Origin of the sequence: Emticicia sp. W12TSBA100-4 (assembly GCF_040253585.1) — a bacterium.
Lineage (GTDB): Bacteria > Bacteroidota > Bacteroidia > Cytophagales > Spirosomataceae > Emticicia.
On sequence record NZ_JBELAU010000022.1, the window covers coordinates 19512 to 38694 of the forward strand.

The window sequence follows — 19183 nt, forward strand, 5'->3', positions numbered from 1 at the left end:
ATAGCTTTTACACCAATAACCGCACGGGCGGCCCCGCAGTTTTCCGATAACAAATAACCAACCCTAAACCAAGCATGAAAAAAGCCATCAAAATCTTCCTCGTAGTTCTTGCCGTTGCTGCAATCATATTTTTTGGTTTTGTTCCACAAATGATTGATAAATCAATGAATGTTGTGAGTAAAAAACCTCCGTTTCCGAAGCAAAAATATTATGATTCGATTCCGTTTATTGCCGATTTGCACTGTGATGCTTTACTTTGGGATAGAAATTTCCTCAAAAAAAACGACCACGGGCATGTTGACCTACCTCGCATGATTGAGGGAAATATGGCGATGCAAGTTTTTTCAATTGTAAGCAAAACGCCAAGAGGAATCAACATCGAAAACAACGACGACCACACTGACCAAGTAGCATTACTGAGTTTTGCCCAGTTAAGAAATCCAGCCGATTGGTTTAGTATCAAAACCCGTGCTTTACACCAATGCGAAGCTCTGCACGGTTTTGCTAAAAGCTCTGATGGAAAATTTCGAGTAATTAAAACAAAAAAAGACCTCCAAAAATACATCTCCGACCGTCAAAATAATCACTCAATTACGGCAGGAATGTTGGGCATTGAAGGAGCTCATTGCCTTGAAAATGATTTGAATAATTTAGAAGAGTTTGGCAAAGCAGGTGTTCGCTATATTGGTCTTACGCACTTTTTCGATAACGAATGGGCTGGTTCGGCTCACGGTATCAAAAAAGAAGGTTTGACCGAAAAAGGAAAACAATTAATCAAGAAAATGGCAGATGCACACATTATGATTGATTTGGCTCACGCTTCACAGAAAACCATTAGTGATGTATTGAAATACCACAACGGCCCAGTGGTGGTTTCGCACACAGGCGTAAAAGGCGTTTGTGATAATAATCGAAATTTGACTGATGCACAAATTATTGAAATTGGCAAGCACAATGGCCTCATCGGAATTGGCCTTTGGGAAACAGCCGTGTGTGGTACTGATGCCGCCGCAACTGCCAAAAGTATCAGATACGTTGCCGATAAAATTGGGGTTGATAAAGTGGCCTTAGGTTCTGATTTTGATGGAGCAATCGGCACACACTTCGATGTAACGGGCTTGCCAGAAATTGTGGAGGCGTTAGAAAAATACAACTTCACGAGACCCGAAATTGAGAAAATAATGGGCGGAAATATCCGAGATTTTTTCCTACGAAACTTACCTGATTGATTTATTACTTCTTACCTCCTTGGTTTCTAACTGTGTAAGTAAAAGTCAGCAAAAAATACCTACTGATGGCATTTGAGCGGTCTATTTCAAAGAAGTTTTCGTCTGAGCGTTGAGAAAGATACACATTCCGCTTGAATATATCTTGTGCAGAAAGCATTAATTCGCCTCGATTATTTTTCAAGAAAAGATGCTTAACTGCCACATTGAGAATAGGAATTGGTCGAAGATTATTCGATAACCTCGAACTTTGGTAATAGGTATAATCAAAATCGGTTGCAAACGTAAATTCCTTTGTAATTTTCCAACGGAAATCAGTGATGTTTTTAAAGACCGAAAAAGTCTGATTAAACTCTTTATTGACCGAGTAATCAACAAATGATTTTTGGTAATTAGTAGTGAAAACAAAGTTTATTTTATCGGTCAGATAAGTAATCTTGAAATCCCCACGGTACTGGTTTTGCGTATTGAGGTTATTTACACCATTAACCATACTATTTCCTTGAGAAACCAAATACCGTGGACTAATTGAAAAGCGTAGTTTATTCTTTTGCTTCCCTACCGAAAAATTATAGTAAAACCCTAAATTGGCATTCCAACGATAAGGTAAATTTATGGGCTGAGTCGTGCGTACGAGTGTTTCACTAACCGTTTGAGCATACCCGATGGCATTTTGGGTATAGTTCAGATTTCCATTTACGCCAATATTAGTAAAAGTTTTTGGATTAAAAGTATTTTCGTTGATAATCACTCGATGCACATATTCTGGCTTCAAATCGGGGTTGCCCAAGAAAATATTCTGTGGGTTGTTATTGACTGTAATTGGTTGTAAATCTCGCACTGAAGGCTCATTCACGGCCGTATTATATTCAAATGTAATGCTTTTGTTCTTTGCATTAGGCTTTGCTTTAGTGGCTTTTTCTTTATCGGCATTTTTTCGGAATGAATACCGTATTGAAGGTAAAACATTCTGAAATGTACGCTCCAAAACATTATCAGTTCCACGTTTCACAACACTCTGCAAAACAGATTTTTGAAAGAAAGCTCCCACCATAAATGTTTTTTCTTTGGTTTCGCTATTGACCTTAAAACCCATCTGCTGGAAATTGAAATTACTACTGTAAGCATTGCTCAAAGTAGCATTTGGTACTCGATTATCACTCACAATATCCCAAACATCAAAGTTTGAACGATTTACATTTTGTTGGTACGCATAATTGCCTTCGAGCGTCATATTTTTGGCGAGTGGCTCAGTAAATGCCAACTGGATTCGTTGGTTTTGTTGAGAAGTTCGTCGATTATTTTCTTGCCTGATAATTCGCTCAACGATAGTTCCGTTTACTTGATTTTGGTTCAAAGTATTGGTGGAATCACTGTTTTTATCGTTATTTAGATTGAAAACTGCATTTAAACTGATAGTTCTACGAGGCAAGGCAAAACGATGACGAAGCAAAAGGTTATTATTAAAACTAATGCCCTGCGAGTGATTTCGTACATTGCGGTTTGAATTATTTTCTACGGTATCGCCTTCAGTAAATGTACTAATTTTTGAAAGACTTCTCGTCATGGCATCACCTTCAACGGTGTTGAGGGCAGTGGTGAATTTCAATAAATTTCGGTCATTAAATTCATGTCTTAAAGTTGCATTGAGTCGGTGATTTTGATTATCTCTGTTTTGCGTCGTATTTTGGTCGGTATTGATGGTCTTAGCGGGAAGAAAACTCTGTCTGAACAAATTTCTGACCAAATCGGTATGGCTCGCATTAAAGAAATAACTGCTTTGTAAGGAAGATTTTTTACCATACTGATTATTATAATTCAAACCTGTACCTTCGGTAGAAATGATTCCAGGGCGTTTGCCTACCACAATTGGCAAATTGACATTGCCCGAACCACCACCTCCGCCACCACGATTTGACTGAGCATTTAACCCAGAAAAATTAGCGGCATCTTGGGGTGTAAAACCTTGCTGGTTAAGGTTATTGAACAAACCAATGACCGAAAACTGCTCACTTGGGCTAAAACGATTGACAGAAGTTTTGGCATTATAGTAAGTATTAGACCCACCTATGGCTGGCATACCCGCCACTGATGCGAAACCAAAAGTGCCTTTTTTGTGGGTATTTTTGAGCGTAACATTGATTACCATTTCTCGCTCACCATCATCAACACCCGAAAATTCTGCTTGTTCGGTCTTCTTTTCTACTACTTGTATTTTTTCTATCGACTCGGCAGGAAGGTTTTTGAGGGCAAGCTGTGGGTCGTTTCCGAAAAACTCTTTGCCATCAATGTAAATCTTTTTGATGACTTTATTTTGGGTTTTTATGCCTCCATTTTCGTCGATTTCAAGAGCTGGAACTTTCTTTAATAAATCTTCGAGATTATCGTTCTGCTGAGGTTTTAGCACACCCGCATCAAATTCGAGCGTGTCTTTTTTTACGGCTACTGGCTCTTTGTTTCCTTTTACTACAACCTCATTCAAGATATTATCTGCACTTCTAACTATTACTTTCCCTAAATCAATTAACTCTTGATTATCAAAGTTAACTGACTGAAAAACAGCATCATACCCAACCACTGAAACTTTAATGAGATAATTTTTGGGAAGCAAATTCTGAAATTCAAAACTACCATCTTCTTTTGAAAATTGATTGCTAACATTGCTCGAATCTTTTGGGTTTAAAATACTCACAGTAGCAAAAGGCATCGCCTGATTTCCTTCGTCAACGATACTGCCTCTAATCGAGATTCTATGTTGTGCAGATGCCAAAAACGAAAAAAACAAGAAGCATAAGAATAGTGTTTTTCTCATGAAATTGGCGTATTGATGATAGTTTTGAGATGTATTTTACAAATATAAGCACCAAAATGTTTGAAATATTCGACCGATTTACAGAAAACGTCAATTAAGCATTTTTAGCAGACCAAAAAAGCAGATGATTCGTCAAAAGCAAACTTTAGTTAAACAGATTAATAAACTTGCTTGGTATTTCGGTCTCGAAACGCAAATCTTTACCTGTAATCGGGTGTTTGAAAGCCAACACCCACGCATGAAGGCCGAGACGCTTGATAGGGTCAGTTTTTGCTCCGTATTTTTCGTCGCCAACCACCGAATGACCGAGGTCTTTGGCATGCACCCTAATTTGATTTTTACGACCAGTTTCGAGATTTACTTTTAGCAACGAAAAGTTTTTATTACTTTTCAAAACCTCATAATGCGTGATGGCCTTCTGCCCTACTTCGGGATTTTTGCTCGAATAAACAATCAAAGCCTTGCTTTCGACTAAATATGAAGTAATTGTGTCTTGCTTTTTCTCTACATAACCCTCAACAATGGCCAAATATGTTCGTTCTTCGATAGTCGCATTCCATGATTCTTGTAGAAGTTTTTGTATTTTTTCACTCTTGGCAAACATCATCAAACCAGATGTTTCTCGGTCAAGGCGATGCACCACAAAAATTCTATTACGAGGGTCTTGCTTTTTTACATGCCCGCTCAAAATACTATACGCCGTATTATCTTTTTGTTTTTCGGTGGCAATCGAAAGTACACCTGCCTGTTTTTCGATAACTATCAAATATTGATCTTCAAAAACAATATTAAGTCCACGATACCTTGCTTCTTCGGGAGCTTTTCTCCATTTTACCTCAACCACTTGTTCGGGCTTTAGCGGATGATTAAACTGAGTAATTGGCTGACCATCAACATATATTTGTTTATCACGCAGCAAAACCTTTACATCGTTTCGGCTTCTACTCGTGATTTTGGCTAACAAAAACACCAAAAGTTCGGTTTCTTCGGTTACTTTAAATTGGGTAGTTTCTGCTTTTACTGGTTTTACAATATTTGCTGGCTTAAATTTCCTATCTTGCTGTCTCATTTCTACTCTTATTCTCTAAATATTTACTCAAAGGTAGGTAGAAATTCCCTTAAAATTTCGGTAAAAAGGCATTATCAATCATTTATGATGCACGCACAGAACCAAAACCCAAGAAAAAACGTAATATAAATTCAGTAAAACTATTTAATGCAATGACTGGTACTTTTGAAGAATTGGTGGGTTCGGACGAACCCGTTTTGATAGATTTCTCGGCCGAATGGTGCAAACCTTGTCGCAAAATTGATGCGATGCTCAATCAACTGGCCGAAGAACTCGACGAAGATATTACGATAATGAAAATCGACGTTGATAAAAATACTGCCCTCCGCAAAAAATATAAAATTGATGCCGTGCCTACGCTCATTTTGTTTCAAAATAGTAAACAATTATGGCGACACACAGGACTTATTTCTGTTCCCGAAGTTGTGAGAGCCGTTAATAGAGCTTTGTAAATAAGATAGATAAAAAATGTGGCACACCCGTTTATCGCTGATAACAGGTGTGCCACATTTTTAGTTTTACTTAATAATAATATGACTAAAACCTCGATTATTACGTTCGAGGCGAATTTGGGTTGCTATTCGTTCCTTTATTGACTCTACGTGCGAAATAATTCCGATATTCTTTTGGGCTTCCTGTTGCAATTTTTCAAGGGTGTTCAATGCCAAATCAAGCGTTTCGGGGTCGAGTGTTCCGAATCCTTCATCAATAAATAAACTATCAAGTTTGATATTTTTCGAGGCTAAATCAGATAAAGCCAAAGCAAGCGACAAGCTAATCATGAAGGTTTCGCCACCCGAAAGGGTTTTTACGGAGCGGCGTTCGCTACCCATATATTGGTCTACAATCATCAATTCGTCTTCATCGTGTTCGCCTGGCTTATCAAGCAAATACCTATCTGATAAATCTATCAAACGGCGATTCGCCAAAGCCATTAATCTCGACAGAGTCAATCCTTGTGCGAAAGTAGCAAATTTTTTGCCATCGGCATTACCAATATATTTATCCAACAACTCCCACTTCAAATTGTCTTTTTCTAAGTTTTGCAATTTTGTCTGTAATTGCTCAATCGCTGCTTTTGTTTGGGTTTGAGTGGCCAGATTTACTGATATTTCTACTTGTTCTTTTCTTGTTGTTTCTTGCTTCGCATTTGTTTCGTTTTGCAGCGACAGCAAAGTCGCCAAATCTATATTTTTATCATCTTTTTCTTGCAATTTATCCAACTCACATTGATGATCTTTTATTTGTTCAATCAAGGTTTGAATAGCCAGAAGTAACGCTTGTTTTTTGTCTCTTAAAGCTTTTGCAGTTTCGCTATTCAAGATGGCTGTTTGGCAAGTCTTCAAATCTTCAAAACCGATGAGTTTTACTTGATTTTCAAGATTAACTTTCTCGGCTTCAAACGCTTTTTGCTTAGGCGAAAGTTCATCTTTAAGGTCTTTAATGATTTTGGAAGAAGACTGAATATTGGCTTGGGTTTTTACGAACGAAGTCTGAATATCATTATATTCTTTCTCAAAATTTAAACCATTGTATAACTCTTTGATACTGACAGTCAATAAATTAAACTCTTTTTGAAGTATTTTAGTACTTGAACAAAGATTATATAAACTTCGTAAATCTTCTCGTTTTTGCATTTTACCCTCAATGCCATTTAAGGCATTTTGCTGTGCTTCGATTGCCTTGATTTGAGCATCAATAATATCGGTATTTCCTCCTACTTTTTCAAGTTTTAAGTCTTGCTTTTTCTCTTCAATTTTTATTTTTATGCCCGAAATTTGCTCACTGAAAGTTGTTATTTTAGCTATCGAATTTTTTAATAAACTATCGGCTGAGGCCAGTTTTGTATTAAGGTTTTGCGAGGTTTCGTTAAAGGTTTTTTCTTCTTTTTTTGCTTCGTTGAGTTTCAAGTCAATCTCTACATAATTATTGGCATAATGGCTCAAAAATGGGTGTTCGAGCGATCCACAAAGTGGACAAGGCTCGTCTTTCTTGAGTAAAGTTTGGCGGTCTTTTTCAAAATTATATGACTTACCGAGTGTCTCTTTTTCAGTTTCAAGTTGCTTAATTTTTTGACCAATTTCGGCAATTATTTTTTGTACTTTTTCAAGCTCTGGCTTTTGTGTAGCAATAAATACGTTTTGCTGTTTTTCTTGTTCCTGTTCTTTCTTTAAATCATTATTTATCTTTACGTACTCCCAAACATGTTGCTTCAAAGCTGTGTAGTTTCGATGCTCTTCAGCCAAAGTTTCTCTTTTAGCTGAAACTTCATCCAAAGCATTGATTTGGGCAATTTTAAAGGTTTCATCAAGCGTAGTTTTATACATAACACCTACATTTTTGATGCTCTCTATTACCTCTTCATTAATCTGTCGGGCATCAAAATTGAGCGATTTTTCGGAAATTTTATTAATTAATTCCTCAATCTGAGCCTCATTGGCTTTTTTTGCTGCTTCTTTTACGCCTCTTTGATTTTCAAGTTGAGTTAATTTTTCTCGGAAATTTTGTAGAATTTCGAGGGCATTTTCAAGAGTAAGCGTGTTTTGTTCTTTGGTTAATTCACCAATTTTAATTAAAATTCTATTGAGCAAGCTTGTATTTTTTTCCAAACTTTCCTCTTCACTTGTCAAGCGTTCTTGTAAGTTTTGAAGTGCTTTTTGTTGGCTTTCGAGCTGCAAAATAAGCGACTGAAAGGGTTCGGCTTTTTCATGGTTTTGCAGCTTTTTTGCTTCAAAACTCTCAAAATCGTTTAAATGTTGTTGTTCTTTGGCTTGTCGTTCGCTTTTTTCGGCAATGTTTTTCTGAAAATTTAGAATCTGATTCTTGAGTTCAATTTTTGTTTTAAAGACCTGTAACTGAGCGTCTAAATCTTGGAGTATTTTTTCAATTTCCGCTTTACGGTCGAGCCAAATTTGTTCTTGTTCGGGTGTGCTGAGTTTACGTTTTTCGGTGTCAATATTGATGCGTAAATCCTTGAGGGTTTGCCCTTTTTCTTTTGCAATTTCAAAGGCTTTTTTTCCCAATTTTCGGTAAATCTGTGTACCTGTTATGTCTTCGAGTAGTTTTCCTCGTTCGTCTTTTCCTGATTTTAGAAACTTGGCAAACTCCCCCTGCGAAAGCAAAATCGACTTGATAAATTGGTCGTAAGAAAGCCCGATTAATTCTTCGTTTCGCTTCGGAACTTCGCTTTTTTTGAGTGGTAGCAGTTGCCCCGTTTGCAAATCGGTTATTTCCATACCATAATCATTGAGGTTTTGATTACGGTTCATTTCAATCCACCATTTCGATACAAAATTGCCCGATTTACACGAATATTCAACTTCAACGAAACAGTCTCGCTCTCCTCTGGTAAGAATCGAGCCAGCCGAAGCCACAAAATCTTTTGATATTTTTTTATCGAATCTCGGAATTTGGTTGAAAAGTGCGAGCGTAATGGCATCTAACAACGTAGATTTTCCAGCACCCGTTGGCCCAACGATGGCAAAAAGCCCTGCTGACAGTAATGGATTAGTTGTAAAATCAATTTCATGTTTATCCTTGAATGAATTGATATTTTTAAGGTGTATTTTATTAATTTTCATCGTCTTGCTCAACCATTAGTAATAATTCGGTGAAGGCTTCCATCATCAAAGTTCGGTGTTCGTCAGAAAGCGTATTTTCTTTTTCAAGGCGTTTTTGTAGCATTGATTTCTCCGAAATATCTTCCAAATTTTCTCCTTCCACAAATAATTCTTCGCTGCTTTTTATTTCGTTTTTGAATGAAAATCTATGCTTCAAAACAACGGTATTCTCATCATCATAAACACTAATTATATCATTCAATTCCTTATTAATCAATGGATTATAATTATCTTCGATTACTTCAATTTCAATAAATGACTTTAGTGGAGTTTCACTATGAAATGTCAGCAATTTAGCTTTCACTTCTTCAAGCGTTCCCGAAATACGTTTTAATTCTCTAAATTTTGGTATTTCAATGGTCTTTATTTCTTGAATTTTACTTTCGGAAAGTTCAAGAGTTAGCACGATTTTTTGGTCGTTTTTCTCACTAAAACTCAATGGAATCGGTGAGCCAGAATAACGAATTCGCTCGTTTCCGCCAATGATTTGCGGGCGATGAATATGCCCCAATGCTACGTAATCAAAGGTTTTTGAGAAACAATCACTGTCTATTCCAGCTTCATTACCAATCTGAATTTCTCGCTCGGAGTCAGAAGTACTCGCACCATGAGCGTATAAATGCCCCATCGCAACCTTGGGCAGATTTGGATATTTTTCTTGACAGATTTCGGCTAAAGTATCATAATGTTTTTTGATGCCTAATCTTACGTTTTCGATTCTCGAAGTACCACTTTCGCCTTCGATTGCTTGGCGTAAATCAGCATCACGCAAATACGGAACGGCACACACAACGAGGTTTTCAAGCACCACAATTTCGTTTTCGATTGGATTTGTTGCACCTCCAACGACTTTTATATCAAGCAATTGCAAAATTTCACGGGGTGCATCGAGCATCTGAGCCGAGTCGTGATTCCCGCCTGTGATAATGATTTTACATTTAAGTTGAATCATTTGGCGTAAAAACCAATAATACATTGCCCTTGCTTCGATAGGTGGATTTGCCAAATCAAAAATATCACCTGAAATGAGCAGTAAATCAATATTTTGTTCTTGAATGAGGTTTATCAACCAATCCAAAAACATCTGATGGTCTTTTGAGAGGTCGTGTTTATGCAGTTTTTTGCCCAAATGCCAATCGGCGGTATGTAGTATTTTCATATATTTAGTCCATAGACAACAGTCCACTGACCACAGTTTTATTTTGAATGCTATTTAATAACAAAAATGGCATATCCTTTCGAGATATGCCATTTATTTATGATTTTTGTCAAAATAGCGTGCTACGACAAACTATTCTTATCAACAAATTCAACCAATTCAAAGACACTCGTTACGCCGAGTTTGAAATAGATATTTTTTCGATGAGTTTTTACGGTTTCGATGCTAACTGATAGCTTCTGAGCAATTTCTTGCGAATTTAACCCTTTACAGATCAGATTGATGACATCTAATTCTCTTGGAGAAACAGCGAACTGCTTGACAAAAATATCTTTTTGGTGTAGATTGATGACAGGTTCTTCGAGTTTTGGGTCATAATAAATTTTATTGTCCAATACTGCATTGATACACACAATAAGTTCTTCTTTGGTCGAATGTTTAAGCATATAACCATGTACTTCTGTAAGTTTAGCTCTTTCGATAAAACTCGCCTCACTATACATAGATAAAAAGACAATCTTTACGGTCGAAAAACTTCGTTTTATCTCTTCGGCTATTTTAAAACCATTTTTATTGGGCAAATTTATATCCAATAAAATAACATTCGGTGTTGAACGCTGCAAGGCTTCCATTACATTTGCTCCGTCGGTTACTTGTGCAATAATATCATAGTCGACTGACAATAAATACTTTACTCCATCATTTACAAGTATGTGGTCATCGGCAATAATAATCTTAGGCTTCATTCAGTTGAGTCAGGTTCATGAATAATACACATCAAAAGTAATTAGTGTACCATTTTCGTTAGTGTCTATGATGAGGTTAGATTTTAAAAACTCAATGCGAGATTGGATATTCAATAAACCAATTCCTTGACTATTTTTATGTTTATCAATACCTACACCATTGTCTTCTATCGAAATATGGGCATAATCATCATAATATAATATCTGCATTGTAGCTTTTGTAGCTACAGAGTGTTTAGCTATATTGTTTAACAATTCTGCAATTATTCGATAGGTATGTAATTCTTGCTCTTCATTCAGTCGTTTTTCATCACCGAATGTAATAAAGTCAAATTCGATATTCGATGTAATTTGAAGGTAATTTATATTTTGTTGAACAGCCTTTAATAGGCCATTCCTTGACAGATTGAGTGGCAGCAAATTTTTTGAAACATTTCTCAAATCAATAATTGCACGGTCAATTAGTGGCAGTAGTTGCACTTCGTTATTTTTTGTAACAATCGAATTTCTGATAGCTGTAAGTGTTCCGCCCAAATCATCATGCAGGTCTTTTGCTAGCCTTTCACGCTCCGTTTCTTGTGCTTTCAATTCAACATTTAGTAAATTTTCTTTTTGTTTTAGCACGACAATATTCAGGTCGTTTTTTTCAGTTTCAATCAATCTAAACCTATAAATGATGGCGATTGATAGTGTAAACAATTCAAGTACGTGCGAGCTATAAAAAATGGCGTTGATATTGCCACCAATGAGGCCAGAAGTACCAAGTGGGTCAAGAAAAAAAGCCACTAAGAAAATAGGTAAATAGCTAAATCCGAAAAGATAGGCGGGTCTAAATTTATTTTGAATGGATTTGAATATAAAATACCATACATACAATAGTATTAATGGATTGATGAAGAACACCACTACAGATGCTAATTGAACCAAGGTCGAATTAAAAAAACACAAGGCGGTGAATGAAATGAAATAGTAGATATAAAAGCTTTTTTTTAATATGCGAAAAGGTTTTAGGTGAGCAGATTTGATAAACTGGGAAACATTCAGAAATTCTTCAGCAAAATGAACATAACCAATCATCATTAGAAAATAGCTAAGGGTAAGCCCTATCCAATTATTTTTAAAAAATGTATCAATATCTGAAAAGTAAACGGTAAAATTATTGACACAAATGTAAAATAGGACCAAACCTAATAGGTATAATAAATAAGAAAAATAAATACGTTTGCGGTAAAAAACGACAAAAATTAGGGTAAATATTACAATAAAAAATAATGTTCCGAGATAAATTTTCTCAAATAATGTTGCCCAAAATTGTTGTGTAGGATAATATGATTTGGCAATAAACTTAAGCGGAAGTTTAAGCTTATTGAGCGAGATTTTATTATCTATCTGGAAGTATAATTTATAACTCGTTTTGGCTTTTAGGTTTAAAGGCAACTCGTTTATCAAATTATTGCCCAAAGTTTTTACTTGGGGATCAAGAATGTATTTTGAAAAAGTCTTAACTGGTTTTCCATCTTCAAACATCACAAAATTAAAGTGATCAATGCGTGGGTCATCGACGAGCATTACTACTTCAATATCTTCATTATCAGTATTTTCCATTTCTATCTTTATACAGTAAATACTACTGTCTCGCATAGTCTTGAAGTTGCGAGAAAACTTCAAAGAACTGGTGTTTGCATCATCAGTAAGTTCGGTTAGTGTTAGTTGTTTTTGGAGTTTTATATATTCATTTTCACCCGATAGATACAAATATTTAAAACATTTATCAAATTGTACTTTTTTAATATTTTGCCCTACTAAAATTTGCGAATATAAGAGCAAAAAAAGTATAAAGTTTAGTATAATTCTATTCAAAATATTGGTTTGGTTATATAGTTGTTTAGGCTTGCCTATTTTCAAATTATTACTCCAAAATTTACAAAGTACGGATGTACGAGAATAAACTCATATTGGATTTGTTTTAAGTTAAAAAAATAAAAACATTTGATATTACTTCTTGTAAAAGCTCAAAAATAAGAATAAAAGTAAGATTCAGTAATGTTTTTTTTACATTTTTATTATTCGGTACTTTGGAGTCTCTTCCTCTCCTTATTCATAAAATAATGATAAAAATCGAGTCAATCTTCTAATTTTCGAGTATCCTCCACGAAAAATCCCCCCAACGTGGTATTGTTTCGCATTATTCTTCTCCTGTACTTTTGTGTCAGTACAACTTACAACTTTTGTCAGATATAAAAATATAATTTTTCTAATGAAGCCCAATATAAACAACGAAAAAAATGGTTGTATTTTAGAACCAAATAAGATTTTCATTGGGGGACGAAAATCTGTTACTCCCAAACAGATACTAATGTTGGTCGCTGATATTAATTATACCACCGTTCACCTCTTCAATGGCGAGCATTTCATCATTGCAACAACGTTAAAAAAAGTTCAAGAAAGCCTTGATTCCCACGGAAATTTTGTTCGTACCAACAAAAAATTCGTAGTCAACTGGGATTACGTACGTAGTCATTGTGCCAAACAACTAATACTTCAAAACAACCAAGTAATTCCGTTTTCCAGACGAAAAGGAAGATTAATCATGGAGAAAATGGCTAAATAAACTCAATAGAACTATTCACTAATAATCAAAAATCAATGAAAAAATTTATACTGTTCTTCATTCTACTGCCTTTTTTGGTAAGTGCTCAACAATTAGGAGCAGACTTTAGTATTTCAAATTTCCCTGAGAGTGCTACCAGCGTAACACTAAACAAGGGGGTTTCTTATACGTTGAATAATCTCTCTACTAATTTGTGTGAAATCACTAATTATACTTGGACAATAATTCCCAATAGTGGTGGCTCAACCACTGGATACACAATCAATAGTAATACAGCCACTCATCCCACTATCTCGTTTTCTGTACCAGGTATTTATACTGTAAAATTAGAAGTTTATACTTACAAAAATTCTATTGGCTGGGAGTGTGGAACAGCAACAGCAACGAAAGAAAAGGTAGCATTCATTAATGTACCATCAACATCAAGTACTTCAAATTGTAGTGAAACAACTATTCCTACTATAACAGGTTCTGGCTTAGTTTGCTCTGTGCTTACTGCATCGGCAAACGGAGCAACCGCTTTTCAGTGGTACAAAAACTCAAATGCTATTGTTGGAGCTACCAGTGCTACTTATACGCCTACCGAAGCGGGTATTTACCATGTAACAACTACTACGGAAAACGGTTATTGGATACCAACTTTAGCATCTCCCACTTTGACATCTCCTAATACTCAACAACTCATTGATGTTTTTTTTATTAACTCCACCACAGGCTGGGTACTTGGAAGTGGGGGACAAATTTTTAAAACAACTCTGGGTGGGGATAATTGGATGCAACAAACAAGCGGAACCACGACAACTTTAAATTCCATTCATTTTACTAACACTAATAATGGTATTGCCGTGGGGGCTAATGGTGTAATCATTCGTACCACAAATGGTGGCACAATGTGGCAGGCCGTATCAAGCGGTGTCAGCAATCATTTACTTGATGTATTTTTTTTGAATGAAACCACAGGTTGGGCTGTTGGTAGTCAATACGTAGTACTTAAAACAGTTGATGGCGGAGCAACTTGGAGTAGAATCAGTATTGATACTGGAGCTTCAACAAATGATACCTACACTGATATTCAGTTTACTGATAGTAATTCGGGTTATGTAGCAGGTAGCAGTTCGACCAATAGTACGAGTTTTGTACGTAAAAGCATTGATGGCGGCACAAACTGGGCAACTTCAACGACTACAAGTGCAGGTGTTATCCGAAAACTTTCTTTCCTTAATAATGATACGGGTTGGACAGGCGGGCGTAGCTCTAACCCAAACCTTACACTCCCTGATGTATCAAAAACCAGCAATGGAGGAACAAACTGGCTGTCGTATTCGGCTCTACAAACCACAACTTATGCCAATAGAAGTATTAACTCTTTACAATTTATTGATAGCAATCGGGGATGGATGTTATCATCAAATATTCTCGGTTCAGATATTATTACAACCAAAAATGGAGGTAATACCTTCTTTAAGGAATCAGTATCTTTTACCCAACCAAGCCAATATATCGGCAATAGAATCTTCATGCACCCGAGTGGCAGCAGTGGCTGGATAATTGGGCGAGACTTTGCCAGTGAAAGAAATATCTTGAGATATAGTAATACCGTTTGTGTATCGAATGCAGTTGCGGTGAGCAATCTGAATTCGGTTTTATCAGGTACAGCCACTACCTCTGTGCAGCGTGCAAGCACAATTACCTCTACCCAAAGTGTGGCAGCAGGCACTAACAGCACTTATTCAGCCACTCAAAGCGTGACGCTTCTACCTACATTTCAGGCAACCAATGGAAGTGTTTTTTCGACTAAAATTGAAGGATGTAATTAAAGATTTTACCAAAACGAACTCATGAAAAGAATATTAATCTCAATATTTTCAAGTATTACCTTCTTAGGCCATGCTCAAATTAATACCCAAGATACCAGCGACGGCTCGGTAATTATAAGTCCACGAGGTATTCAAGGTAAAACCAGCGGTAATGGCTCTACTACTAATATTAGTTTAGGTACTAATAACCTTAAATCAATTACAACAGGGTATAGTAATATAGGCATCGGAAGAAATAGTCTTTACACAAATACTACTGGCTATGGAAATATCAGTATTGGAGATTCAAGCCTATTTTTCAATAGTAGCGGAGAGCTTAATATTGGTATTGGAACAAATGCTTTACGCTCTAATACAAATGGATTTCAGAATACAGCAGTGGGCGGAAATACGCTTGCTCAAAACACAACTGGGCGAACTAATGTGGCTATTGGTATGTGGGCAATGCAGTCAAACACAACAGGATTTTCAAACAGTGCGGTCGGTAATCGAGCTTTATCTTCAAATACAACGGGTTATTGGAATACTTCAGTAGGCAGTTCTTCTTTAGCCGTAAATAACATCGGGAATGAGAATACGGCGATTGGTTTCTCTACACTTGGTACAAATTCAACTGGTAATAATAATACTGCCGTTGGAAGTCGGGCACTTAACAATAATATGACAGGTAGCTTTAATACAGCTAATGGGAATCAAGCACTTTTAAATAACACAACTGGTAGTTATAATACTGCAACTGGCCATTTTTCCCTTTCTACAAATACAACTGGTTCTCAAAATACAGCCAATGGACTATTAAGCCTCAAAAATAATACAATAGGTACAAATAATGCCGCTGTAGGTAGTTTTTCGCTTGAAAATAACACCACTGGTAGCAGTAACACTGGTGTTGGATTAAATGCACTGAATACGAATACAACCGGCAACAATAATACAGGCATTGGTAGTGGTGCTGATGTGACCCTAACGGGCTTATCAAATGCAACAGCCATAGGCTTCGATGCCAAAGTAAATGCCAGCAATAAAGTACGTATCGGTAGCACTTCTGTGACAGTCATTGAAGGACAAGTAGCATGGAGTAATCCTTCAGATAGACGCCTCAAAGAAAACATCATTTATAGTACTAAACTCGGTCTCGATTTTATCAATCGCCTTCAAACTGCTTCTTACAATTACATTGATGATAAAAACAAAATTCGCTACGATGGCTTCATTGCTCAAGACATTGAACAAGTAATGAAAGACTTAAATCTACCATTTAGTGGTTTGAAAAAATCGGCCGATGGATATTATTCTTTGGCCTATTCTGATTTCGTGATGCCTTTGGTCAATGCAGTAAAGGAACAACAAGCTCAAATTAATGCTTTAAAGAAAATGCTGGAAGGTTTTGAGCAGAAACTTACAACATTCGAAAGCATAAAAAATCAACAAACAAACCAACAAACGAGCAAATAAGCATCTACTCTCATGAAAAAACAATACTTTGTTTACTTTTTACTACTTTTTTGTAGTCAATTACAAGCTCAACAGCAACTTACCAAAGTTGAATATTTCGTTGATGCTGACCCTGGTTATGGGGCGGGCGTTGATATTCCGTTTACGGCTGGCACTACGCTTGATGTCAATTTTTCGGTGTCATTACCGAGTAATATTTCCGACGGTTTTCACTATATAACAGTTCGAGTCAAAAATGCCAATAATCAATGGAGTGCAGTACTTACTCGTCCGTTTTTGAAAGAAAATCTTACGCCCCGTACGACCTCAACCGTAACCGCCATAGAATATTTCATTGATGCCGACCCTGGTTATGGGGCGGCTACGGCCGTACCCATTACGGCGGCTCTCACTACCGATAATAGTTTCTCAATTCCGCTACCAAGTAATATTTCAGAAGGATTTCATTACCTAACCGTTCGAGTAAAAGATGCCAATAATCGGTGGAGTTCAGTCATTACTCGTCCGTTTTTGAAGGAAAGTTTGACTCCTCGACCCACCTCAACAATTACAGCCATAGAATACTTTATTGATGCTGACCCTGGTTATGGGGCGGCTACGGCCGTACCTGTCACGGCGGCTCTTACTACCGATAATAGTTTTTCTATTCCGTTGCCGAATAATATCTCCGAAGGGTTTCATTACCTAACAGTTCGGGTGAAAGATGCCAATAATCAGTGGAGTTCAGTCATTACTCGCCCATTTTTGAAGGAAAGTTTAGCTACACGAACCCTACCAAACTTAGTAGCGATGGAGTATTTTATTGATACCGACCCTGGTTACGGGGCGGCTACGGCTGTCAATTTTACGGTAGGAACGCCAGTCGTAATTCCGTTTACTGCTGCTTTGGGCAACTTACCGCTGGGCAATCATAACATTTATATTAGGGTCAAAGATACTAATAATCAATGGAGTATGGTCGGCACTAAGCCCTTTACGGTTGCCAGCACTTTTGGTTTAGTAACGAGCCAAACCCCTTCGGCTTGGTGCAAAACTGCTCCATTCAATGTGGCATTTCAGGCGTTTGGCACGTACGGCTCTGACAATGTTTTCACGGCTCAACTTTCCGATGCTTCGGGGAGTTTTGCTTCGCCCACTACGCTCGGTACTTTGGCTTCGGTGAGTTCGGGTAGTATTGTGGCCAATATTCCGCCATCAACTACTCTTGGTACTGGTTACCGTATTCGAGTGGTTTCTTCTTCACCTACCATCACCGACAACCCAAGCGTTGAGTTTAGTGTTCTTGATGTTTGCCCGCCGCCTTGTGCTACTTCGCTTACGCTGGTCAGCACCGCCGACGACTATTCGAGTGGGGTTTTGATTAAAGAAACCAATGCCCAAACTGGTATTGTGGTTGCTACCAACAAAATAACAGGCACAGCACGAGTAACTTATTTAGCAGGAAAAAGCGTAACACTCAACCCTGGTTTCGTGGCAAACAACGGCACAGTATTTACCGCTCAAAAAGGTGGATGTCAATAAAACAATTAATCAAACCATTTAAAATCAATACTTTATGAAAACCATTCATTACATTTTTCTTTTCGTGAGTTTATCATTTTTCGCACAAGCTCAGACGATTCGTAGAGTAACCAACGACCCGAATATTCCGTTAGGTCTAAATATGTATAGCACTTTGCAAGCCGCCCACGATGCTGCTACTGAGGGTGATATTATTTATGTTCAAAGTTCATATCAAGGAGCAAGTTATGGCGACCTCACAAGTAGCAAAAGGCTTCACATCATTGGAAATGGGTATGGCATTGATGAAAACAAAGATTTGTTGGGAGCAAACGCACCTTATAATACAGGTACTTCTATTGTGGGTAATGTAAATCTTAACTTCGGGGATGGAACTATTATTGAAGGTTTAAAAATTGAATACATGTATGCAAGAACCAGAGTTATTCTTAGAAGATGTGATTTTTACTTTCTTGAATTATTAAAGATTTCTGTAAATCAAGACCCTTCAAGTTCTATCATATCACACTCGAATATATTTGGTCTTAGCCTTAAAAATAATTCAGGTATAACAACATTGAATAATATAACTATCGCAAATAATATTATTCGTGGAGTGATAAGTGGTCAATATGAGAATGAAAGTGCCATTTCTAATATCTTTATTCGCAATAACTATCTTTTTTCGGGCTTAAGTTATATGACTAATATTCAATTGCACTCTAATATTCTGCATTTTACAAATTCTTATGGCGATAACCTTTATTACACTCCTCGCTGCCCGAATAAAGTAGGTTCAAATAATGTTTGTATTGATAAACCTTGCGATGTAGGCAGTAACAATGTCAACGGTCCTTTAGACATAGCTCTTTTTGGCTACGCAAATGGGGGTGTACCAAGCATCCCAAGACACCATATTTTGAGCAATAGTTCTCCAGCCAAAGGAGCAGGTTTGGGTGGTGTTGATGCAGGCCCATTTGGTACTGCTGACCCCTTTCGTTTATCGGGTTTGCCAGCTATTCCCCAGATAACTTCTTATTCTTCTCAAATTTCTAACAGTATTTATACGCCATCAACACCGATGAACGTAACGATTTCTGTCAGAGGAAACAACTAATTTTTATTGGTCAAATCTAACTACTTCCGAGTAAATCTCTGCTTGGGAGTA

General features: G+C 36.9%; 13 protein-coding genes. 7 read left to right on the forward strand and 6 right to left on the reverse strand.

Annotation, left to right across the window (positions count from 1 at the left end):
• Positions 1-74 precede the first annotated feature (74 nt).
• Positions 75-1229 (forward strand): dipeptidase, encoded by a 1155-nt coding sequence (locus ABR854_RS23990; protein ID WP_350268394.1) that lies wholly within the window; start codon positions 75-77, stop codon positions 1227-1229.
• 4 nt (positions 1230-1233) lie between these two features.
• Here the strand turns inward: ABR854_RS23990 and ABR854_RS23995 are convergent, their stop codons facing one another.
• Together ABR854_RS23995 and ABR854_RS24000 are read right to left on the reverse strand one after the other, a co-directional pair.
• On the reverse strand, positions 1234-4038 hold the full coding sequence (locus tag ABR854_RS23995; RefSeq protein WP_350268395.1) for an outer membrane beta-barrel protein: 2805 nt from the start codon (positions 4036-4038) through the stop codon (positions 1234-1236).
• Positions 4039-4183: 145 nt separating this feature from the next.
• Complete coding sequence (locus ABR854_RS24000) at positions 4184-5107, reverse strand: RluA family pseudouridine synthase (protein ID WP_350268396.1); 924 nt, start codon at positions 5105-5107, stop codon at positions 4184-4186.
• 152 nt (positions 5108-5259) lie between these two features.
• On the opposite strand from ABR854_RS24000, the gene ABR854_RS24005 reads away from it, so the two are divergent.
• Entirely contained in the window at positions 5260-5559 is a 300-nt protein-coding gene (locus ABR854_RS24005; RefSeq protein WP_350268397.1) for a thioredoxin family protein, read from the forward strand.
• Positions 5560-5625: 66 nt separating this feature from the next.
• Here the strand turns inward: ABR854_RS24005 and ABR854_RS24010 are convergent, their stop codons facing one another.
• The 4 genes from ABR854_RS24010 to ABR854_RS24025 form a co-directional block, all read right to left on the reverse strand.
• On the reverse strand, positions 5626-8688 hold the full coding sequence (locus ABR854_RS24010; RefSeq protein ID WP_350268398.1) for an AAA family ATPase: 3063 nt from the start codon (positions 8686-8688) through the stop codon (positions 5626-5628).
• Complete coding sequence (locus ABR854_RS24015) at positions 8678-9886, reverse strand: exonuclease SbcCD subunit D C-terminal domain-containing protein (RefSeq protein WP_350268400.1); 1209 nt, start codon at positions 9884-9886, stop codon at positions 8678-8680. The genes ABR854_RS24010 and ABR854_RS24015 overlap by 11 nt, the downstream gene beginning before the upstream one ends.
• Before the next feature lie 122 nt (positions 9887-10008).
• Positions 10009-10632, reverse strand: a complete 624-nt coding sequence (locus ABR854_RS24020; RefSeq protein ID WP_350268401.1) for a response regulator — start codon at positions 10630-10632, stop codon at positions 10009-10011.
• A gap of 15 nt (positions 10633-10647) precedes the next feature.
• A complete protein-coding gene (locus ABR854_RS24025) occupies positions 10648-12492 on the reverse strand; it encodes a sensor histidine kinase (RefSeq protein WP_350268402.1) in 1845 nt (614 codons plus the stop codon).
• Between the two features lie 397 nt (positions 12493-12889).
• Here ABR854_RS24025 and ABR854_RS24030 point away from each other — a divergent pair, with 397 nt between their 5' ends.
• The 5 genes from ABR854_RS24030 to ABR854_RS24050 are packed head-to-tail and all read left to right on the forward strand — an operon-like array spanning position 12890 to position 19132.
• Positions 12890-13243 carry a LytR/AlgR family response regulator transcription factor gene (locus tag ABR854_RS24030; protein ID WP_350268403.1) on the forward strand — a complete coding sequence of 118 codons (354 nt, stop codon included), beginning with the start codon at positions 12890-12892 and terminating at the stop codon, positions 13241-13243.
• A 35-nt stretch (positions 13244-13278) separates the two neighbouring features.
• Positions 13279-15060 (forward strand): WD40/YVTN/BNR-like repeat-containing protein, encoded by a 1782-nt coding sequence (locus ABR854_RS24035; RefSeq protein WP_350268404.1) that lies wholly within the window; start codon positions 13279-13281, stop codon positions 15058-15060.
• Positions 15061-15081: 21 nt separating this feature from the next.
• The gene (locus ABR854_RS24040; RefSeq protein WP_350268405.1) at positions 15082-16515 is read left to right on the forward strand and encodes a tail fiber domain-containing protein; all 1434 of its coding nucleotides are present in this window, start codon (positions 15082-15084) and stop codon (positions 16513-16515) included.
• Between the two features lie 12 nt (positions 16516-16527).
• The gene (locus ABR854_RS24045; protein ID WP_350268406.1) at positions 16528-18036 is read left to right on the forward strand and encodes a 3-coathanger stack domain-containing protein; all 1509 of its coding nucleotides are present in this window, start codon (positions 16528-16530) and stop codon (positions 18034-18036) included.
• Positions 18037-18070: 34 nt separating this feature from the next.
• On the forward strand, positions 18071-19132 hold the full coding sequence (locus tag ABR854_RS24050; protein ID WP_350268407.1) for a hypothetical protein: 1062 nt from the start codon (positions 18071-18073) through the stop codon (positions 19130-19132).
• Positions 19133-19183 lie beyond the last annotated feature (51 nt).

Excerpts from the sequence above, each read along its gene's own strand:
- ABR854_RS24000 (WP_350268396.1), bottom strand. The coding sequence starts at position 5,107 with ATGAGACAGCAAGATAGGAAATTTAAGCCAGCAAATATTGTAAAACCA.
- ABR854_RS23995 (WP_350268395.1), bottom strand. The coding sequence starts at position 4,038 with ATGAGAAAAACACTATTCTTATGCTTCTTGTTTTTTTCGTTTTTGGCA.
- ABR854_RS24040 (WP_350268405.1), top strand. The coding sequence starts at position 15,082 with ATGAAAAGAATATTAATCTCAATATTTTCAAGTATTACCTTCTTAGGC.
- ABR854_RS23990 (WP_350268394.1), top strand. The coding sequence starts at position 75 with ATGAAAAAAGCCATCAAAATCTTCCTCGTAGTTCTTGCCGTTGCTGCA.
- ABR854_RS24010 (WP_350268398.1), bottom strand. The coding sequence starts at position 8,688 with ATGAAAATTAATAAAATACACCTTAAAAATATCAATTCATTCAAGGAT.
- ABR854_RS24005 (WP_350268397.1), top strand. The coding sequence starts at position 5,260 with ATGACTGGTACTTTTGAAGAATTGGTGGGTTCGGACGAACCCGTTTTG.
- ABR854_RS24045 (WP_350268406.1), top strand. The coding sequence starts at position 16,528 with ATGAAAAAACAATACTTTGTTTACTTTTTACTACTTTTTTGTAGTCAA.
- ABR854_RS24035 (WP_350268404.1), top strand. The coding sequence starts at position 13,279 with ATGAAAAAATTTATACTGTTCTTCATTCTACTGCCTTTTTTGGTAAGT.
- ABR854_RS24015 (WP_350268400.1), bottom strand. The coding sequence starts at position 9,886 with ATGAAAATACTACATACCGCCGATTGGCATTTGGGCAAAAAACTGCAT.
- ABR854_RS24050 (WP_350268407.1), top strand. The coding sequence starts at position 18,071 with ATGAAAACCATTCATTACATTTTTCTTTTCGTGAGTTTATCATTTTTC.
- ABR854_RS24020 (WP_350268401.1), bottom strand. The coding sequence starts at position 10,632 with ATGAAGCCTAAGATTATTATTGCCGATGACCACATACTTGTAAATGAT.
- ABR854_RS24030 (WP_350268403.1), top strand. The coding sequence starts at position 12,890 with ATGAAGCCCAATATAAACAACGAAAAAAATGGTTGTATTTTAGAACCA.